The organism is Nocardiopsis sp. NPDC055879, assembly GCF_053615935.1.
This window is the reverse complement of the sequence record NZ_JBSHCT010000014.1, coordinates 153,299-171,053: the sequence shown is the minus strand read 5'-3', so window position 1 is coordinate 171,053 and position 17,755 is coordinate 153,299. Positions and strand designations below refer to the sequence as shown.

The following is a 17,755-nucleotide window of genomic DNA, read 5'->3' as shown; positions in this document are numbered from 1 at the left end:
GTACCCGACGCCACGGGGCAACCCCGAATCGCATCCGAACGGCCCGAGAGAGAAGACCCATGTCGAAAACCCGTACCGCAGCCCTGATCACCCCCCTCGCCGCGGTGGCCCTGCTATTGGCCCCCTCCCCCGCCCTCGCCCATGACGTGCTCACCGGCTCCGACCCGGAGGACGGCGCCACCCTGGAGACCGTCCCCGAAGAGGTCGTGCTGACCTTCAACAACGCGCCGATGGAAGGTGGCGAGGGCAGCGCGATCGTCGTGACCGGTCCCGACGGTGAGACCCAGTACGAGGACGGCGCGCTCGCCTTCAGCGACACCGAGGTGTCCGTGGGGCTGGCCCCGCTGGACGAGGCGGGCGAGTACAGCATCGCCTACCGCGTCGTCTCCTCCGACGGTCACCCGATCCAGGACACGATCGCCTTCTCGGTGACCGACGAGGCCGTCGCCGAGGCGGCCCCGGAGGAGCCGGCCGAGGAGGAGCCCGCCGAAGCCGAGGAGCCCGCGGCCGAGGAGGTCGAGGAGTCCCCGGCCGCCGCCGAGGAGCCCGCCGCCGAGGGCTCGTCGCCCACCACGCTGCTGTTGGTCGGCGGCATCGCCGCCCTCGCCGTCATCGGCCTGATCGCGGTCCTGGTGGTGCGCATGCGCAAGCGCCCCGGTGCCGGCGAGAACCGGTAGAAGACACTCGAAGGGGCTCGTACGCGTCGGCGTGCGAGCCCCTTCGTCGTCGGTTCGTGCGCCTCAGCGGCGCCGGGCGAGGAGGATGCTGATGTTGTCCTTGCCGCCCGCCCCCATGGCCGCCTGCCAAAGGGCGTGCACGGCGGCCTCGTCGCTGCCGGCCTCCGCGATGATGCGTTCCATCTCCTCCAGCAGCACCAGGTCGGAGAGCCCGTCGCTGCACATGAGCCAGGCGCTGGGGTCCGCGGACTCGTCACGGCCCACGTGCGGGACCATCGAGCCGCCGGAGCTGCCGCCCAAGGATTGGGTGATGAAGTTCGTGGTGACGGGGCGACCGTCCTCGGAGGGTGGCAGGGCCGGGGAGTCGTCCTCGGAGAGTTGACGCAGATGTCGACCCTCCAGACGGTAGGTCCGCGAGTCGCCCACGTTGAACCAGAAGTTGCCGTCGTTGTTGAGCAGGACCCCGGCGACCGTGGTGCCCATCCCGGAGAACTCCGGGTGTTGGGAGGCGTGGTCCTTGATCTCCTCATCGATGTGGGTGAGGAGTTGGGCCACCTCCTCGGGGTTGTTGAGCCGAGGGCCCATCTCGGCCATGCGGTGCACGGCGTGCTCCGAGGCGATCTCACCGGCGGCCTGGCCACCGATACCGTCCGCCACCGCGAGGATGACCGGTTCGGCCACCGGCAGTACGCAGCGGACCGGGGAGGTCATGTTCGCACTGGCGACGGTGAGAGCACCCATGACCACGGAGTCCTCGTTGGCGGGGCGAATAGCGCCCCGGTGCGTGAGGGCCGTGACAATGACTTCCCCACCAGCGACACCCATACGCCCTTCCTCCCGTTTCGTCGGCCTTGGCCGGTTGCCCGGCAGCCGCCGGACCTTGATCGAGTCCCGTTCAACGTCTGGATTCTGTCACCGTACCGAAACGGAGGTCGCTCAAAATCCGTGTACATCATGGCGGAAAACGCTCGGAAGCGCAGTTCCCGTCCGCCTTTGTACCGCCAAAAGTGTGGAGACGGGGGGCTGGGGGGCCACTGAGTCGTCCCGACCCGGTTCCGGTCCGACACTAGCGTTGCTCAGGTCCGACCGACAGTGCCGATCGGGAGGTTCGACGAAGCAGCAGCCCAGGGCCCTGTTTCGGAAGGACCTTGGGCGACCGGAACCGGTCGTTCCACCAGGTTTCGGGCGCCCGACGGGAGCAAGAGCACGTTGTCGGCCTGCCGAGGGTCTGGCACAATGGAGTCCGTTGGGTGTCTAAGACGCAGACACACACGACCTCCGCCCCGCGCGCGAGCCTCGAACACAGGTACGCCCGGTGGCGCTCAACCTCTCTCCAAGGTCGTTTGGTGTGGTCTGTCATGCGTCGCTCCCTTCACCCTCCCTCTTGTGAACCACGGCACCGTTCGCACTCCGTGCGCGCGGCTCTTCGTGCTGCCCGGCCCTCCTCGGCCACGGGGCCCGGACCCGCGCCCACCGCGTTCCCCTGAAGACCCGACGCCGATCCGTGCTCGACGGCGTCCGGTGGTTTTCACCCCCATGTGAAAGCACCGGTGGCCATAGGGCACGGCGGCCCGACCCCTACCCCGGAAGGATTCCGACTCCCCGCTCCGGAGTCCCCCCGGGACCAACCACGACGGACACCACGGCGGTGTCCAAGGAGTTCAGCCCAGTGAAGATCGCCATGGTCGCCGAACACGCCAACCCCCTCCCCGCGCACCGCGGTGAACCGGCCTGCCCGGTGAGCCTGCACGTGTGCGCCGTCTCCCGGCAGCTCGCCAAGCGCGGTCACAAGGTGACCGTCTACGTCCGCCGCAGCGACCCCGAGCAGCCCGAGGGCCGCACGCGGATGGCCCGCGGCGTCTCCGTCGCCCACCTCGACGCCGGTCCCGCCCGTGTCCTCGACGAGACCGACCACGCCGAGCACACCGGCGCCTTCGGGACCGCGCTGGCCGCCGTCCTCGACGAGGACACCCCCGACGTCCTGCACGCCATCGGCTGGACCAGCGGTCTCGCCGCCCTGCACGCCCAGGCGCACAGTGAGAAGGACCAGAGCGGCGTCCCCATCGTCCAGACCTTCCACTCCCTCAACGCCAGCGAGCAGCGTTCCGGCCTCACCCATCGACCGGACCGGGCCCGGATGGAGACGATCCTGGCCTCCCGTGCCGACCGGGTCCTGGTCAACTCCACCGACCAGCAGGGTGAACTGGCCCGCCTGGGCGTGCCGCGTCACCACGTGAGCGTCGTGCCGTTCGGTGTGGACTCCGACCACTTCAGCGTCGAGGGCAGCGCCTCCGCGGAGCCCTGGAACTCCCGCCGCGAGGAGCGTTCCCGCCTCATCTCGGTGACCTCCCTGACCGAGGCCGGTGGCGCCGAACGTCTGGTCGAGGCGATGGTCCGGTTGCCCGAGGCCGAGCTGTTGCTGGTGTCCACCGCCGACGACCGCACGGTCGCCCTCGACGAGAACGCCCGCCGCGTCGAACTCCTGGCGAAGGAGGCCGGCGTGGACGACCGCGTGCACCTGACCGGCCCGGTGGAGCGCAAGGAACTGCCCCGCCTGCTGCGTTCGGCCGACGTGTACGTCTCCGCGGCCTCCTACGACCCCTACGGCGGCGCCGTCCTGGAGGCCATGTCCTGTGGCCTGCCGGTCGTGGCCACCGCCACGGGCGCCGTCCCCGGCGCGGTACTGCACCGTACGAGCGGCGTGCTCATGCGCTTCGGCCGTCCCGACGAGGTCGCCCGGTCGGTCCGCGCGGTCCTCAACACGCCCACCATGAGCAGCGCCTACGGGATCGCCGCGGTCGACCGCGCCCGCTCCCGCTTCACCTGGCAGCGCATCGCGGTGGAGACCGAGCTGGCCTACGAACGCTCCCGTCCGCAGCAGACCGAACGCGACCACTCCGACGAGGACGAGACGGAGCTGCTCCTGTCCGGTTCCTCCCACTGAGCGGTCCACCCCCACCGATGACCTTCGAACACCAGGGACTGCTCTACCGCAGGGAGAGACGGTTCCACGAGGTGACACGGAAACGACTTCGCACCGCGGTACGCGAAGACGGCCACACCGTCCTGGCCGTAGCGGATCCGGCCGCGCTTCTGGATGGGCTCGCCCCCCAGGAGCGCGGTCGGGTGCACGTCGTCGACCGTGACACCCTCTACGAGGCCCCAGGGCGCACGCTGGCGGCCCTGCACCGCATGTCCCTGGCGCACGACTCGGTCACGGTGGTGGGCCAACCACCCGTGCCCACGGACGGCACGATGGAGAACCGCGAGTGGCACCGGTTGGAGTCGGTGCTGAGCACCGCGCTCGCGCCGATGCGCATGCGCCTGCTGTGCGTCCACGACGATCGGGGCCTGCCCCCGGGCGCGCGTTCGGCCGTCCTGGCCACCCACCCCGTCCTGGTGGGCGACGAGGGACCGTACGCCAACCCGGCCTACCTGGGCACCGCGGCGTTCGGCCGTCGGCGCCCGGCGCCGGAGCCGCTACCGGTGACGGGCCCGGTGCACCGTCTGGAGATCGAGCAGTCCCTGCCGCGGCTGCGGGACGACCTCGGCTCCCTGGCGGGCGCCCTGCGCCTGCCACGGGACCGGGTGGACGCCCTGGTGGTGGCGGTGAACGAACTCGCGGCCAACGTGCTGGAGCACGGGGCGGGCAAGGGGACCGTCCAGATGTGGCGTGGCCCGGACCGCTGGGTCTGCGACGTCTTCGACGAACGCGGCGGGCTCTACGACCCCTTGACGGGGTATCGTCCCGCCGACGGCCTGCGCCCCCGCGGGTACGGGCTGTGGATCACCCGGCAGATCTGCGACTTCATGGAGATCTGCGGGGACGAGTCGGGTTCGCTGGTGCGGTTGCACTTCGTGGACCCCGTCACCGGCGGGGAGGGCGGCGAGGAGGCGGAGACCGGTGAGGACGCGCGCACCACGCCGGTCGGTCCACGAGAACGGTGACCCCCGGGCGCCGGTTCAGCCGCCGAGTTCGGAGACCGCGTCGCCGGTGCTGGCGCCTATCGGGATGACCTGGTCGATCCCCGCTATCACGAACAACCGGTTGACCTGCTGCTGTGGCTCGGTGACGACGAATCCGACGTCCAGGTCACGGGCCTGGCGGAACGCCGCGACCAGCACTCCGATGCAGCGGGAGTCACAGAACCCGACCTTGGCCAGGTCCACCACCACCCCCTTGGGGGTGTCGCCGAGGACCTCGTCCAACGCCTGGGCCAGTGCCGGGGACGTGACCGCGTCCATCTCACCGACGGGTGTCACGACGGCGACGCCATCCTCGCGGCGAATCGAGATGTCTGACGTCACGGTCGGTCTCCTTGTCGTTCACTGCGCCGGGTGGGTTCCGGCCCCGCCGTGGGGCGGGCCGAGCGCCGTCGCACGCCACGACGGTCCCGAACCCTCATCATGACGCGTTCCGGTCACGCTCCGGACTCACCATGGTCTTGTTGCCAGGTCTTTCACCGGGATCCCACCATGTTCATCGCGCATTCGCGCGGTCTCGGTTCACCGGCCGTCCGCACCATCGCGACGCATCCGCGGTTGCGGACCCGTGTTCTGCGCGACGAGGTCCCGGGCCACGTCCACCACCCTTTTGCGGTTGCGCTGGGCGACCTCCCGCAGGGCCACGAAGGCGGCGTCGGCGTCGCAGCCCCGGGCGTGCATGATGATCCCCTTGGCCTGGTCGATCACCGTACGCGCCGACATGGCCCGACGCATGTGCGCGGACTCCCGGGCGGCGTCCGTCTGCCGGAAGGCCGTGTGCAGGGCCATCGCCGAGTGCTCGGCCAACAGCGCGGTGAGTTCGGGGCCGACCCCCTTGTCGAAGGCGTCCGCGCGGCCGGAGTGCACCCCGAAGGTCAGCACCCGGTCCTCGTCGCCGTCCCCGGGCAGGGCGCTGGGCTGGGTGATGGAGGAACGGTCGCCGCACTGGACGGCCATACTCGTGTACCGGGGCCAGCGCTGTTCGCGCAGCACGTCGGACACCCGGACCTGGCTCATCTCGCGGACCGCCTCGACCGTGGGTCCCTGGTCGGTCGTGTACTGGTGTTCCAGGGCCTCGGACAGGTCGGAGTGGGAGGCCCCGTAGTCGGTGACCACGTGGCGTCGGGAACCGTCCGGGCCGACCACCTCGCGCCACAGCACCACGAGCGCCGCCGAACAACCGGGGACGCTCAGCGCCGCGGCCCGACTCATCTGGTCCAACGCTCGTTCGGGAGTGGTGTTCTCCTCCTGCCCGAGCGCGCCGATGTCACGGGCGAGGTGTTCGATCCACACCGTGCGAACCTCCTCGACTCGTGCCCCTCTCCCGTACCAACGGTAACCTTCGAAAAAGCCTCGACCGGACGCCGGAGCGTTCCGGCAAGTCCTCACCCGCCCTCGAAGACCACCGGGAGACCGTGAGCGTGTCGGACAACCTCGCCGATCTGCAACGCGAGATCAACGCGCTGAGCGAACGAGTCTCGGCGTTGCGCAACACGCATACCACCTACCCCGATGACGCCGGGGGTACCGCTGAGGCCGCCCTCGCCGAGCTGGAGTACGCCGAACGCCTGCTCGGCGACGCCGGCGGTGAACTGGTCCGCTCGCTCAGCGGACCCGCCGAACCCCGTCGCAGCGGCGACGACAACGACCGTGTCCTGCTGCGCTCGATGTTCAACGAACTCAGTGTGCCCGTGGTGTTGCTGGACCACGACGGCTACATCCGTCGGATCAACAACGCCGGCGCCGAGCAACTGGGCGGTGCCCCCGGCTACGTCACCGGTAAGCCCTTCGCCCACTTCGTCGACCTGCGCAAGCGGGCGGCGATGCAGTCGTGGCTGGCCTCGGTGCTGCGCGGTGACGGCCCCGCGTCCTTGGAGTCGCGGCTGGCGCAGCGCGGGTGGGCCGAGGACGTGCACCTGACCCTGACCCGGTTGGAACTGCCCACAGAGGCCCACCCCCTGGTCCTGGTGGCCATGTCACCACCGATGAACGGCGCCGACGAGGACGGGCCCTCGCCGTTGGAGCCGGAGGTGGAGGACCAGGTGGTCGTGCTCGCCGCCCGCCGCCTGGACGTGCTGACCCGGATGACCCGCCTGCTGTTGCGCGGCACCACACCGACCAGGGCGTTGGCCCTCACCGACGCCGCGGACCTGCTGGCCGACTCCTACGCGGACTGGGTGATCATCGACGTCTGCGACCTGCCCGAGGACCCCCAGGTGGCGCGCCGCGCCGCCGTCGTCGGCCCGGCCGACGCCCCGGAGGGTCAACGCGACGAGCTGGCCGCGCTATCCCCGAGCGACTCCGACATCCCCGGAGAGGTGCTCGGTCGCGGTCAGTCGCTGCTGTTCCCACTGATCGAGGACGAGACGGTGCTGGGTCAGATGGGCGCGGGCGCTCCCGTCCTGGCGGTGTTGGGCGCCGGTTCGCTGCTTTCGGTTCCACTGCGCGGCAGCCGGGGTGTGCGGGGCGCGCTCACCCTGATCCGACGCAGCAACCGGGGCAGCTTCCGCCTGGCCGACCTCGGCCTGATCGAGGAGATCGGCGAGCACATCGGGCTGGCCCTGCCGCCCCGACGACTCTGATCGGCCACGAGGCGAACACGGTCAGTCCTCGGGGCCGTGCAGGGTGTCCACGAGGGTGGACAGCCGGGAGGCCGAACGGTCCACCCGACGGACGGCGTCCACCAGCGGCTGGTCGATCTCCTGGTAGTTGCCCACGATGTGCTCGCGCAGGTCGGCCAGGTCCGACTGGACCTGACGGGAACGTTGAGCGAGCTGCTCCACGAGCGCCTTACCGGGTTCGCCGCTCTCCTGGCCGAGCACCCGTTGCAGCGAGCGGGCCTGTTCGCGCATCTGCGCCTTGAGCTGGTGCAGTTCGACGAACACCTCGACCTTGGAGCGCAGCACCCACGGGTCGAACGGCTTGATGAGGAAGTCCACCGCGCGGGAGGAGTAACCGCGGAACACCTGGTGCCGATCGACTTCCTGAGCGGTCAGGAAGATGATCGGCACGTCCTTGGTCTTCTCCCGCTGCTTGATGTGCGCGGCGGTCTCGAAACCATCCATGCCCGGCATGATCACGTCGAGCAGGATCACGGCGAAGTCCGTACCCAGAAGGTGCTTCAGCGCCTCCTCGCCGGAGTTGGCCCGCACCAGGTTCTGGTCGAGGGAGGTGAGGGCCGCCTCCAGCGCGATGAGGTTCTCGTCCCGGTCGTCGACGAGAAGGATGTTGGCCTTCTGAGTCACTGCTTCTTACTCCGAGTCGTGCGGTGGGGTGTTGCCGTCATCGCCGGTCGCCCCGGCGTCGTCGTGGCCTGTGTCGCCATTGTGCACGCCGGCGGAACCGTTCGTGTCACCGGAGCGATCGTCGGCCGCGGCGCCCGCCCGGGTCTCCTCCGGGTCGGCGGTGAGCCAACGACGCATCACGTCCAACAGGTGGTCCAGGTCGACCGGTTTGGTGACGTAGTCGGTGGCACCGGCCGCCAGACTGCGCTCCCGGTCGCCCTGCATGGCCTTGGCGGTCAGCGAGATGATCGGCAGGTCGGCGAACTGGGGCATCTCCCGGATGCGCTGGGTGGTCTGGTTACCGTCCAGTTCCGGCATCATCACGTCCATCAGGACCAGTGAGATGTCCTCGTTGGCCTCCAGCTTCTCGATGCCGGAGTGGCCGTTGTCGGCGTACAGGACCTCCAGTCCCTGTGCTTCCAGGGCGCTGGTCAGTGCGAACACGTTGCGCACGTCGTCGTCGACGATGAGCACGCGCTGGCCGGCCAGGATCGCCCGGCGCTCGGGGTCGGGGCGGGCCTCGACCTGTTCCTCCCTGCCCTGTTCCTCGGGTTCGGCGTTCTTGAGGACCTGCACCATGGGCAGCGGTTCCTCAGGCTCACTCGAATCGGTCAGGGCCGCCACCACGGCGTCGAAGTCCTCGTCGGGCAGATCGAGTTCGTCGTCGCCGATCGGTTCGAGGGAACCCGGTCCCTGTTCCAGCTCGATGGGCGTGGTCAGGGCCGGGGGCTGATCCACGACCTCCGCTGCGTCCTCGGGCAGGCGCACCGGCAGCAGCAGGGTGAAGGTGGAGCCCCGGCCGGTGATGCTCTGCACCCGGATCTCGCCGCCGAGCAGACGGGCGAAGTTGCGGCTGATGGACAACCCCAGACCGGTGCCGCCGAATCGTCGCGAGGTCCCGCCGTCACCCTGGTGGAAGGCCTCGAAGATCACCTGGAGCTTGTCCTCGGCGATGCCGATGCCGGTGTCGGCGACCGTGAAGGCGATGACCTCTTCGTTCTCGACGAACATGTCGAGGTCGGCGTCCTCCAGCGCCCAGGCCGGTTCGATGAGCAGCCGCACCTCGCCCTGCGAGGTGAACTTGACGGCGTTGGAGAGCAGGTTGCGCAGGATCTGCTGGAGCCGCTGCTCGTCGGTCCACAGGGTCTCGGGGATGTCCGGGGAGACGTCCACCGCGAAGGCCAGCCCCTGTTCGCCGGTGACCGGCCGGAAGGTGGCCTCCACGTAGTCGACGAGCTGGGCGATGGACACCTCGCTGGGCTGCACCTCGGCGCGGCCCGCCTCCACCTTCGACAGGTCGAGGATCTCGTCGATGAGCAGCAGCAGGTCGCTGCCGGCCTTGTGGATGGTCTGGGCGAACTCGACCTGCTTGGGCGTGAGGTTCTGCTCGGCGTTGTCGGCGAGCAGGCGGGCCAGGATGAGCAGGCTGTTGAGTGGCGTGCGCAGCTCGTGCGACATGTTCGCCAGGAACTCGGACTTGTACTTGGAGGAGACCTGCAGCTGGTGCGCGCGCTCCTCCAACGCGTTCCGGGAACGCTGGATCTGCTGGTTCTGCAGCTCGATCGCGCGATTCTGGTTGGCCAGCTGGGTGGCCTTCTGCCGCAGCTCCGCGTTCATGCCGCGCAGCTCCTCCTGCTGGCGCTGGAGTTCGTTGGAGCGTTCGCGCAGCTGGCTGGTGAGCTGCTGGGACTGTTCGAGCAGCAGCTCGGTGCGGTTGTTGGCCAGGATCGTGTTGATCGTGGTGCCCAGCAGCGAGACCAGCTGGCGCAGGAAGTTCTTGTGGATCTCGCGGAACTCCTCGAAGGAGGCGAACTCCACGACGCCCAGGGAACGTCCCTCGGTGACGATCGGGACGATGTACAGGTGGTTGGGGACGGCGTCGCCGAGCCCCGACTCGATGTTGATGTACCCGGCCGGGATGTTGCTGACGTGCTGTTCGGTCTGTTGGGCGAGCGCCTCACCCACCAGCCCCTGGCCCTTGACGATGCGTCGCCGCTTTTCGGTGGGCTGGAAGCCGAAGCCCGCGTAGAGCCGGAAGACGCCCTCGTGGTCCTGGTCCTCGGGCAGGTAGCAGGCGCCGTGCTGGGCTCCGATGAGCGGCGTGACCTCGTTCATGATGAGGCGGGCCAGCTCGTCGAGGTCCCGGTGTCCCTGGATGTGTCCGGAGATGCGGGCGAGGTTGGACTTGAGCCAGTCGGCGTCGCGCTGCACCGAGGTGGTCTCGCGCAGGTTGGACACCATCAGGTTGATGTTGGCCTTGAGCTCCTCCATCTCGCCGCGGGTGTCGACCTGGATGTTGCGGGTCAGGTCGCCCTTGGCGACGGCGTTGGCGACTCCGGCGATGGCGCGCACCTGAGTGGTGAGGTTGCCGGCCAGCTCGTTGACGCTGTCGGTGAGCTGCTTCCACGTTCCGGTGACGCCCTCGACCTTGGCCTGACCGCCCAACTGACCCAGGCTGCCCACCTCGTGGGCCACACGCGTGACCTCCGTGGCGAAGGCCGACAGTTGGTCGACCATGGTGTTCACCGTGGTCTTCACTTCGAGGATCTCGCCTTGGGCGTTGACGTCGATCTTCTTGGTTAGGTCACCGGCGGCGACCGCGGTCGTCACCTCGGAGATGTTGCGCACCTGAGTGGTCAGGTTGTGCGACATCGAGTTGACGTTCTCGGTGAGGTCGTTCCAGATGCCGGAGACGCCCTTGACGCTGGCGCGACCGCCCAACTTGCCCTCGGTGCCCACCTCACGGGCCACACGGGTGACCTCGTCGGCGAAGGCGGAGAGCTGGTCCACCATCACGTTGATGGTCTGCTTCAACTCCAGCATCTCGCCCTTGGCGTTGACCGTGACCTGCTTGGTCAGGTCGCCGGCGGCCACCGCCCGCGTCACCATGGAGATCTGCCGCACCTGGTAGGTGAGGTTGTTGGCCATGGAGTTGACGTTGTCGGTGAGGTCCTTCCAGACCCCGGATACGTCGCGCACGTGGGCCTGTCCGGCCAGTTTGCCCTCGGTGCCCACCTCGCGGGCCACACGCGTGACCTCGTCGGCGAACGTGGAGAGCTGGTCCACCATCGTGTTGATGGTGTCCTTCATCTCCAACATCTCGCCCTGGGCGTCGACGGTGATCTTCTTGCCCAGGTCGCCGCGGGCGACCGCGGTCGTGACCTGCGAGATGTTGCGGACCTGGTAGGTGAGGCTGTTGGCCATCGAGTTGACGTTGTCGGTCAGGTCCTTCCAGATGCCCGACACGCCCTTGACGCTGGCACGACCACCCAACTTGCCCTCGGTGCCCACCTCACGGGCCACACGCGTGACCTCGTCGGCGAGGGAGTCGAGCTGGTCCACCATGGTGTTCACGGTGTTCTTCAGGGCGAGCATCTCGCCTTGGACGTCCACCTCGACCTTGCGCGTCAGGTCGCCCCTGGCGACCGCGGTGGTCACCTTCGAGATGTCGCGGACCTGGTTGGTGAGGTTGTCCGCCATCGAGTTGACGTTGTCGGTCAGGTCTTTCCAAGTGCCCTGGACCCCGCGCACGTTGGCGCGACCGCCCAACTTGCCCTCGGTGCCCACCTCACGGGCCACGCGGGTGACCTCGTCGGCGAACGTGGAGAGCTGGTCCACCATCGTGTTGATGGTGTCCTTCAGCTCCAGCATCTCGCCCTGGACGTCGATGGTGATCTTCTTGGTCAGGTCACCGCGGGCGACCGCGGTGGTGACGGTGGAGATGTCGCGGACCTGCAGGGTGAGGCGGGAGGCCATCTGGTTGACCGACTCGGTGACCTCGCGCCAGGCACCGGAGACACCCTCGACCTTGGCGCTGCCGCCCAGCTTGCCCTCGGTGCCCACCTCACGGGCCACACGGGTGACCTCCTGGGTGAAGCCGCTCATCTGGTCGGCCATCCGGTTCACCGTGGTGGCCAGACGCAGCAGGTCACCGCGGAGTTCGCCGCTGCGGGACTCGGTGGAGGCCCGTCGGTTCAGCTCGCCCTCGGCGACCGAGTCCAAGACCCGGGCCACGTCGGTGACGGGTTCGGCGACCTCGTCCAGCAGCATGTTCAGCGCCCGGGCGCTGTTGCCCCAGGCGCCCCGCGCCGGGTGGACGATGACCCTCTCGTTGAGCCGGCCCTCCTCACGGACGACGTCGCCGACCCTCTGGAGTTCCGAGCTGAGCTGTTCGCTGTGGTCGACGACCTCGTTGAAGACCGAGGTGATCTCCTTGAGCCTGCCACTGCCGCGCGATCGGAGTCGAACACTGAAGTCGCCGTCGCGCATCCGGTACAGAGCGCTGAGAATCTCGTCGAGCTGGTCGTCGGCCACTTCCTTGACCGCCTCGGGCATGTACCCCTCCTCTATCCCGCACGCCACCTCGGTCATCGACCTCCGCCTGCCGGGGACGGCCCGACTCGGCCCACCGCACGGTGGGCCGGCCCCGTACCAGGTCGGGGCACGGGACACGGGGAGCGCGCGCGTGGCCGCGCGCCTCGGTGACACCCCGTCACGCTATCGTCGCGAGTTACCACCCGAAAGAAGCGGATGTGTCGTCTTACACTAACCGGCCCCGAGATTTCGCACAGGTGGGTCGACGAACTCGCGTCCACGATCCCGGTGAGGCGGGGCCCGGCCATGGCTTCGTGGAACCCGCGTATCGTTGCAGTTGCCGGCACCGGCATTCGCGCCCAGTGACGAAGGACACCGACGGCTTGGTAGTACAAGACGCGTTGAAGGTAGCTCGACGGGAGTTCCCCCCCGCTCCCGAGACGGCGGCGGCCGCCCGAGAGTTCGTGCACGACACCCTGCTCGGTTGGGGTCTGCCCGACCCGTTCGACGACATCATCCTGCTCGTCAGCGAACTGGTCACCAATGCCGTCATCCACGCGGACTCCGCGTTGGAGGTCACCGTCCGCCGCTCGGAGGGGTCGACGGAGGTGATGGTCACCGACTCGGCCCCCGAGAGGGCGGTCCCGCAGGCGGGTCCACTCGCCGTGGACACCTCCCCCTCGACCGAGGAGCAGCGCAGCGGTGGCCTGGGACTGGCGTTGGCCTCGGCCATCGCCTCCAGTTGGGGCGTGAGCTACGGGCGTAACGACAAGGCCGTGTGGTTCCGCATAGAGGACAAGAACGACGGGACGCCGTCCCTGGAGTCGCCGCCGGTGCGTCGGGGCACCGTCCGTCCCGCGCGCCCACCCGCGTGGTCGGCGCTGGACTCGGCGTTGGGTTCGCGCCTGACCCTGCCGCAACTACTGGAACGCACGGTGGAGTACTCCACGTCGACGTTGGGCGGTGACGCCGCCTACATCGCGTTGACGACCTCCGACGAGACCATGTGGGAGGTGCGTACCGCGGTCGGGCTGACCGGTGGGGCGCACTGGCGCCCGCTCCGGGTGCGCACCGAGGAGATCTTCCCGTCCGCGGCGCCCGAGCCCGGACCGGTGATCAACGACGACCTGATGATCGCCCGAGCCGGTCGCGGCGCGCTGGCCCGTGCCGGAATGCGGTCACTGGTGACGGCACCGATGATCGTCGACGGTCGGGTGACCGGCCTGTTGGCGGTCGCCTCCACCCGGGCACGCCACTTCGGTCCGGCGGCGGCCAAACGACTCCAGGAGGGCGCGGACCTCATCGCGCTGCCGGTCGAGCGTGCCCGGTTGGCCGAGGTCGAGTTGAGCCGTCGCGCCTCGCTGAGCTTCCTCGCCGAGGCCAGCGACCTGCTCGCCGGCACCCTCGACGAGAAGATGACCGGCGCCCTGGCCGCGCAGCTCATCACCTCGCGCCTGGGCCGTTGGTGCGCCATCCACACCACCAACGAACTGGGAATCTCCAAGCTCACCCACGTGGTGCACAGCGACGAGAACCTCAACGACATCCTGCGTTCCCTGCTCACCTCGTTGCCACCGCGGGAACAGCGTGAACCGCAGCCCCTGTGGACCCCGCAGGAGTTGGCCGCCGAAGGGCTGGAGGAGCAGTGGTCACGTGTACCCGCCCGAGGGCCCGCGATCAGCATCCCGCTGATCGCGCACGGCCGGGAGCTGGGTCGGATGACCATCGGCAAGAACGAGAGCGACGACTTCACCCGTGAGGAGGCGGACGTCGCCGACGACCTGAGCCGTCGGGTCGCCTCGGCGATGGAGAACGCCCGCCTGCACGAGCGGCACACATCGATGAGCACCGCCCTGCAGCGCAGCCTGCTGCCGCCCAAGGACAAGGAGCCGGTGATCCCGGGGGTCGACCACGCGGTGTACTACCGGCCCTCGGACGAACGCAGCGAGGTGGGCGGCGACTTCTACGACGTGTTCTCCGCCAGCGGCCGGTGGTGCTTCGCGATCGGCGACGTGTGCGGCACCGGCCCGGAGGCCGCCGCCGTCACGGGTCTGGCCCGGCACACGCTGCGCGCCCTGGCCCGGGAGGGATTCACCCCGGCGCACATCATGCAGCGGTTGAACATGGCGATCCTGGACGAGAACACCTCGACCCGGTTCCTCACCATGCTCTACGGGGAGATGACCCCGGCCACCGACGGAACCGGCGGCATGCGCGTGCGCATGGTCTCGGCCGGGCACCCGCTTCCGATGCGACTGAACCAGAAGGGGCGGGTGGAGACGTTCGGCAGCTCCCAGCCGTTGCTGGGCGCGTTCGAGGACGTCGGCTTCACCACCGAGAGCGTGGACATCCACCCGGGCGAGGTGGTGCTGGCGGTGACCGACGGCGTCACCGAGCGACGCAGTGGCAACGACATGCTCGGCGACGAGGGGTTGGAGGAGATCTTCTCGCACGCCGCCGGGCTGACCGCCCAAGCGGTGATCAGCCGGATCGAGCGCGAACTGGAGGAGTACGCCCCGGGCGGCAACGCCGACGACACCGCCATGTTGGTGCTGCGGTTCCTGTGACCGGTGGGGCTCAGAGCCAGCCCATGTCCTGGGCGGTTCGGATGGCCGCCATGCGGTTCTCGGCGCCGGTCTTGCCGATGGCGTTCGACAGGTAGTTGCGAACGGTGCCCTCGGTGAGGTGGAGCTTCTTGGCGATCGCCGCGACGGTGGCCCCGTCGGCGGCGGCTCGCAGCACCTCGCCCTCCCGGTCGGTCAGGGGGCTCTCCCCGCCGACCATCGCGGCGGCGGCCAGGTCGGTGTCGATGTAACGTCCGCCCTCGTGGACCTTGCGGATGGCGCCGGCGAGCTGCTCGACCGGTGCGTCCTTGGCCAGGAACCCGCGGGCCCCCGCGGACAGGGCTCGGCGCAGGTAGCCGGGGCGCCCGAAGCTGGTGAGGATGACGACCCCGCAGCCGGGGGCGCGTTCCTTGAGCTCCGCGGCGGTCTCCAGGCCGGTGGCGCCGGGCATCTCGATGTCCAGTACGGCGATGTTCGCGTCGTGTTCGAGGACCAGGTCGGTCACCTGGTCGCCCCGGCCGACCTCGGCGACGACCTCGATGTCGTCCTCCAGGCCGAGCAGCGCGGCGATGGCCCCACGGACCAGGTGTTCATCGTCGGCGAGAACCAGATTGATCACGGGGGACCTTCCCAGTCGCCCGCGTCGTCAGGGATCGCGAGCACGGTATCGTTCCGGACATTGTGGATCATTCGGTACGGAGGCGGCCGAGTACGAGGACGCTCGGTCACGGCTCGGGAGAACTCGAAACCGCGCTGTAGCGGGCTCTCACCCTCTTTTAACCCACGCACCACATGATGAAGCTTGTCAGTACATCGTCCCATCTGACGGAGGATGAGTTGCAGCCCCACGAAACCAACGACGGCCACGAGCCCGGCGCGGGTACCGAGCACGCCGCCGGCGCCGAGGACCACCCCGTCCAGGACTCCTTCGCCTCCGAAGACCGGGACCAGAGCGCCACCGCGGGCGGCCCCGCCCCGGTGAACGAGACCGCGCCGGAGACCTCCGAGGCGCTGGAGGCCGCTGCGGCCTCCGAGACCCCCTCCGCTCACGAAACCCCGGCGGCCCCCGAAGTCCCCGCGGCCTCCGAGGCTTCCGAGGCTTCCGAGGCTTCCGAGGCCGAGCCTTCGAGCGCACCTCGCTTCTCCCCGCCCGAGGAGTCGGGACCCCGGTGGGCGACCGATCCCCAGGGCACCGGCCATGGTTCCTACGCCTTCCACGGGCAGGGACCGCACACCGGACCGCACCAGGGGGGACCACCCCCCGGACCCGGCATGCCTCCGCCTCAGCCGCACCAGCAACAGCCGTACCCACAGCAGCCGCCGCAGGGCCACTACGGCGCCGGACCGCACACCGGGGGCTTCGCCGCACCGGGGCAGCCCGGCCCGGCCGGCCCGCCGCACCAGACCGCCGCCTTCGGGGCCGGTGGTCACCCTGGTGGGCCCCGGCACCCGGGACCGTTCGGGCAACCGCACTTCGGCCCGCCCCCGGAGTCCGAGCGCAAGAAGCGCGGCACCGGCAAGATCGTGGGAATCGCCGCGGTGACCGCCCTGGTCACCAGCCTGGTCATCGGACCCACGGCCGCGCTGGGCACCGCCTACCTGCTGCCCGAGGCGGACCCCATCAGCGCGCTCGACGGTGAGCAGGGAAGCACCGCCACCGAGGGTGCCGTCGGCGAGGTCGCCGAACAGGTCCTGCCGAGCGTGGTCTCCATCCAGACCGGTTCGGGCGGCGGCAGTGGCGTGATCCTGTCGTCGGACGGACAGATCCTCACCAACGCGCACGTGGTGGCGGAGGCCCAGAACGGGCCCCTACAGGTCCGATTCAACGACGGCAGCGCCACGGAGGCCGAAGTCCTCGGTGTGGACCCGGTGTCCGACATCGCGGTGATCCAGGCCGAGGGTCGAGACGACCTCACTCCGGCCACCCTGGGCGACTCCGACCAGGTCGGCGTGGGCGGCGACGTGGTCGCCATCGGTTCCCCGCTGGGCCTGTCCGGCACGGTCACGACCGGTGTGGTCAGCGCGCTCAACCGGCCGGTGAACACCGGAGCCACCGAGAGCGGTGGCGGCCAGACCTCCACGGTGATCAACGCGATCCAGACGGACGCGGCGATCAACCCCGGTAACTCCGGCGGCCCGTTGGTGAACATGGCCGGCGAGGTGGTCGGGGTCAACACGGCCATCGCCGGGCTCTCCCAGGAGAGCGGTTCGGTGGGTCTGGGCTTCGCCATCCCGATCAACCAGGTCCGGCCGATCGCCGAACAACTGGTGGAGGAGGGCAGCGCCAGCTACCCGGCCATCCAGGCGACCATCGCCCCGAGCCGGAGTGGTGGCGCGGAGATCATGGAGGTCACCGACGGCGGGGCCGCCGCCGACGCCGGTCTGTCCACCGGCGACGTGGTGGTGTCGCTGGACGATGAGGCCGTCGACTCCCCCGACCAGCTCATCGCGCAGATCCGGGCCCGGGCTCCCGGAGACGAGGTGACCCTGGGCGTGGTGCCCAAGGGCGAGGACACCCCGGAGGACGTGACGGTCACCCTGGGCGAGCAGAGCGCCGCGTCCGCGACCGAGGAGGTCGAGGAGGAAGAGGACTAGGGAAGGACTTGGTTCCGCCAGAGGCCGACGGGGGCGTCGCTCCGGCGGGACCATGGGTCGACGGGAAACCGACCCTGAAGCGAAGGGGCGGTCCGGCTGTCGCCGGACCGCCCCTTCGTGGTGGTCGCGGTACCGCCGGCCGCGCCATCGGGTACGGGCCATGACCTGAACACACGCCTGGGAACTGAGAGACAGAAGTGAACACGGAGAGTATCGTTCCGTGGACCGTGTGCCACTTTCGGGATCGCCCCCGTGTTCACCGCAAGGTCGGCGACGGGCCATACGGATGGCCCACACTCGTGATCACCACGGCAGGCCGCGCGCAGCCCCAGGAGAA

The 17,755-nt window shown here is 69.5% G+C and carries 12 protein-coding genes; 6 read left to right on the top strand and 6 right to left on the bottom strand.

Annotated features, from left to right (window positions below; all coding sequences use genetic code 11):
* Positions 1-59: 59 nt before the first annotated feature.
* Positions 60-677: a copper resistance CopC family protein gene (locus tag ACWGKS_RS18515; protein ID WP_358506614.1), complete on the top strand. Its 618-nt coding sequence runs from the start codon at positions 60-62 to the stop codon at positions 675-677.
* Positions 678-740: 63 nt separating this feature from the next.
* Here the strand turns inward: ACWGKS_RS18515 and ACWGKS_RS18510 are convergent, their stop codons facing one another.
* Positions 741-1,502: a PP2C family protein-serine/threonine phosphatase gene (locus ACWGKS_RS18510; RefSeq protein WP_358506616.1), complete on the bottom strand. Its 762-nt coding sequence runs from the start codon at positions 1,500-1,502 to the stop codon at positions 741-743.
* An 844-nt stretch (positions 1,503-2,346) separates the two neighbouring features.
* On the opposite strand from ACWGKS_RS18510, the gene ACWGKS_RS18505 reads away from it, so the two are divergent.
* A complete protein-coding gene (locus tag ACWGKS_RS18505) occupies positions 2,347-3,621 on the top strand; it encodes a glycosyltransferase (protein WP_358506619.1) in 1,275 nt (424 codons plus the stop codon).
* Positions 3,622-3,638: 17 nt separating this feature from the next.
* On the top strand, positions 3,639-4,625 hold the full coding sequence (locus tag ACWGKS_RS18500) for an anti-sigma factor RsbA family regulatory protein (protein WP_358506622.1): 987 nt from the start codon (positions 3,639-3,641) through the stop codon (positions 4,623-4,625).
* A gap of 15 nt (positions 4,626-4,640) precedes the next feature.
* On the opposite strand, the gene ACWGKS_RS18495 is transcribed toward ACWGKS_RS18500, so the two are convergent.
* Both ACWGKS_RS18495 and ACWGKS_RS18490 read right to left on the bottom strand, forming a co-directional pair.
* The gene (locus tag ACWGKS_RS18495) at positions 4,641-4,985 is read right to left on the bottom strand and encodes an STAS domain-containing protein (RefSeq protein ID WP_358506625.1); all 345 of its coding nucleotides are present in this window, start codon (positions 4,983-4,985) and stop codon (positions 4,641-4,643) included.
* Positions 4,986-5,183: 198 nt separating this feature from the next.
* A complete protein-coding gene (locus ACWGKS_RS18490) occupies positions 5,184-5,954 on the bottom strand; it encodes an ANTAR domain-containing response regulator (protein ID WP_452523305.1) in 771 nt (256 codons plus the stop codon).
* Between the two features lie 128 nt (positions 5,955-6,082).
* On the opposite strand from ACWGKS_RS18490, the gene ACWGKS_RS18485 reads away from it, so the two are divergent.
* Complete coding sequence (locus ACWGKS_RS18485; protein ID WP_358506631.1) at positions 6,083-7,243, top strand: PAS domain-containing protein; 1,161 nt, start codon at positions 6,083-6,085, stop codon at positions 7,241-7,243.
* A 21-nt stretch (positions 7,244-7,264) separates the two neighbouring features.
* On the opposite strand, the gene ACWGKS_RS18480 is transcribed toward ACWGKS_RS18485, so the two are convergent.
* Both ACWGKS_RS18480 and ACWGKS_RS18475 read right to left on the bottom strand, forming a co-directional pair.
* Positions 7,265-7,906 (bottom strand): response regulator, encoded by a 642-nt coding sequence (locus tag ACWGKS_RS18480; RefSeq protein WP_067598031.1) that lies wholly within the window; start codon positions 7,904-7,906, stop codon positions 7,265-7,267.
* 6 nt (positions 7,907-7,912) lie between these two features.
* Positions 7,913-12,280, bottom strand: a complete 4,368-nt coding sequence (locus ACWGKS_RS18475) for a HAMP domain-containing protein (RefSeq protein WP_452523302.1) — start codon at positions 12,278-12,280, stop codon at positions 7,913-7,915.
* Between the two features lie 380 nt (positions 12,281-12,660).
* Here ACWGKS_RS18475 and ACWGKS_RS18470 point away from each other — a divergent pair, with 380 nt between their 5' ends.
* Positions 12,661-14,826 carry a SpoIIE family protein phosphatase gene (locus ACWGKS_RS18470; protein ID WP_358506849.1) on the top strand — a complete coding sequence of 722 codons (2,166 nt, stop codon included), beginning with the start codon at positions 12,661-12,663 and terminating at the stop codon, positions 14,824-14,826.
* Between the two features lie 10 nt (positions 14,827-14,836).
* Here ACWGKS_RS18470 and ACWGKS_RS18465 read toward each other — a convergent pair whose 3' ends face one another.
* Entirely contained in the window at positions 14,837-15,442 is a 606-nt protein-coding gene (locus ACWGKS_RS18465) for a response regulator transcription factor (protein ID WP_358506641.1), read from the bottom strand.
* Positions 15,443-15,660: 218 nt separating this feature from the next.
* Between ACWGKS_RS18465 and ACWGKS_RS18460 the strand changes: the two genes are divergently transcribed.
* A complete protein-coding gene (locus ACWGKS_RS18460; RefSeq protein ID WP_452523300.1) occupies positions 15,661-17,418 on the top strand; it encodes a S1C family serine protease in 1,758 nt (585 codons plus the stop codon).
* The last annotated feature ends 337 nt before the right edge of the window (positions 17,419-17,755 follow it).

What these genes read in the sequence shown, in the direction of transcription:
- ACWGKS_RS18510 (WP_358506616.1), bottom strand. Translation starts at nt 1,502, where the DNA reads ATGGGTGTCGCTGGTGGGGAAGTCATTGTCACGGCCCTCACGCACCGG.
- ACWGKS_RS18500 (WP_358506622.1), top strand. Translation starts at nt 3,639, where the DNA reads ATGACCTTCGAACACCAGGGACTGCTCTACCGCAGGGAGAGACGGTTC.
- ACWGKS_RS18515 (WP_358506614.1), top strand. Translation starts at nt 60, where the DNA reads ATGTCGAAAACCCGTACCGCAGCCCTGATCACCCCCCTCGCCGCGGTG.
- ACWGKS_RS18475 (WP_452523302.1), bottom strand. Translation starts at nt 12,280, where the DNA reads ATGCCCGAGGCGGTCAAGGAAGTGGCCGACGACCAGCTCGACGAGATT.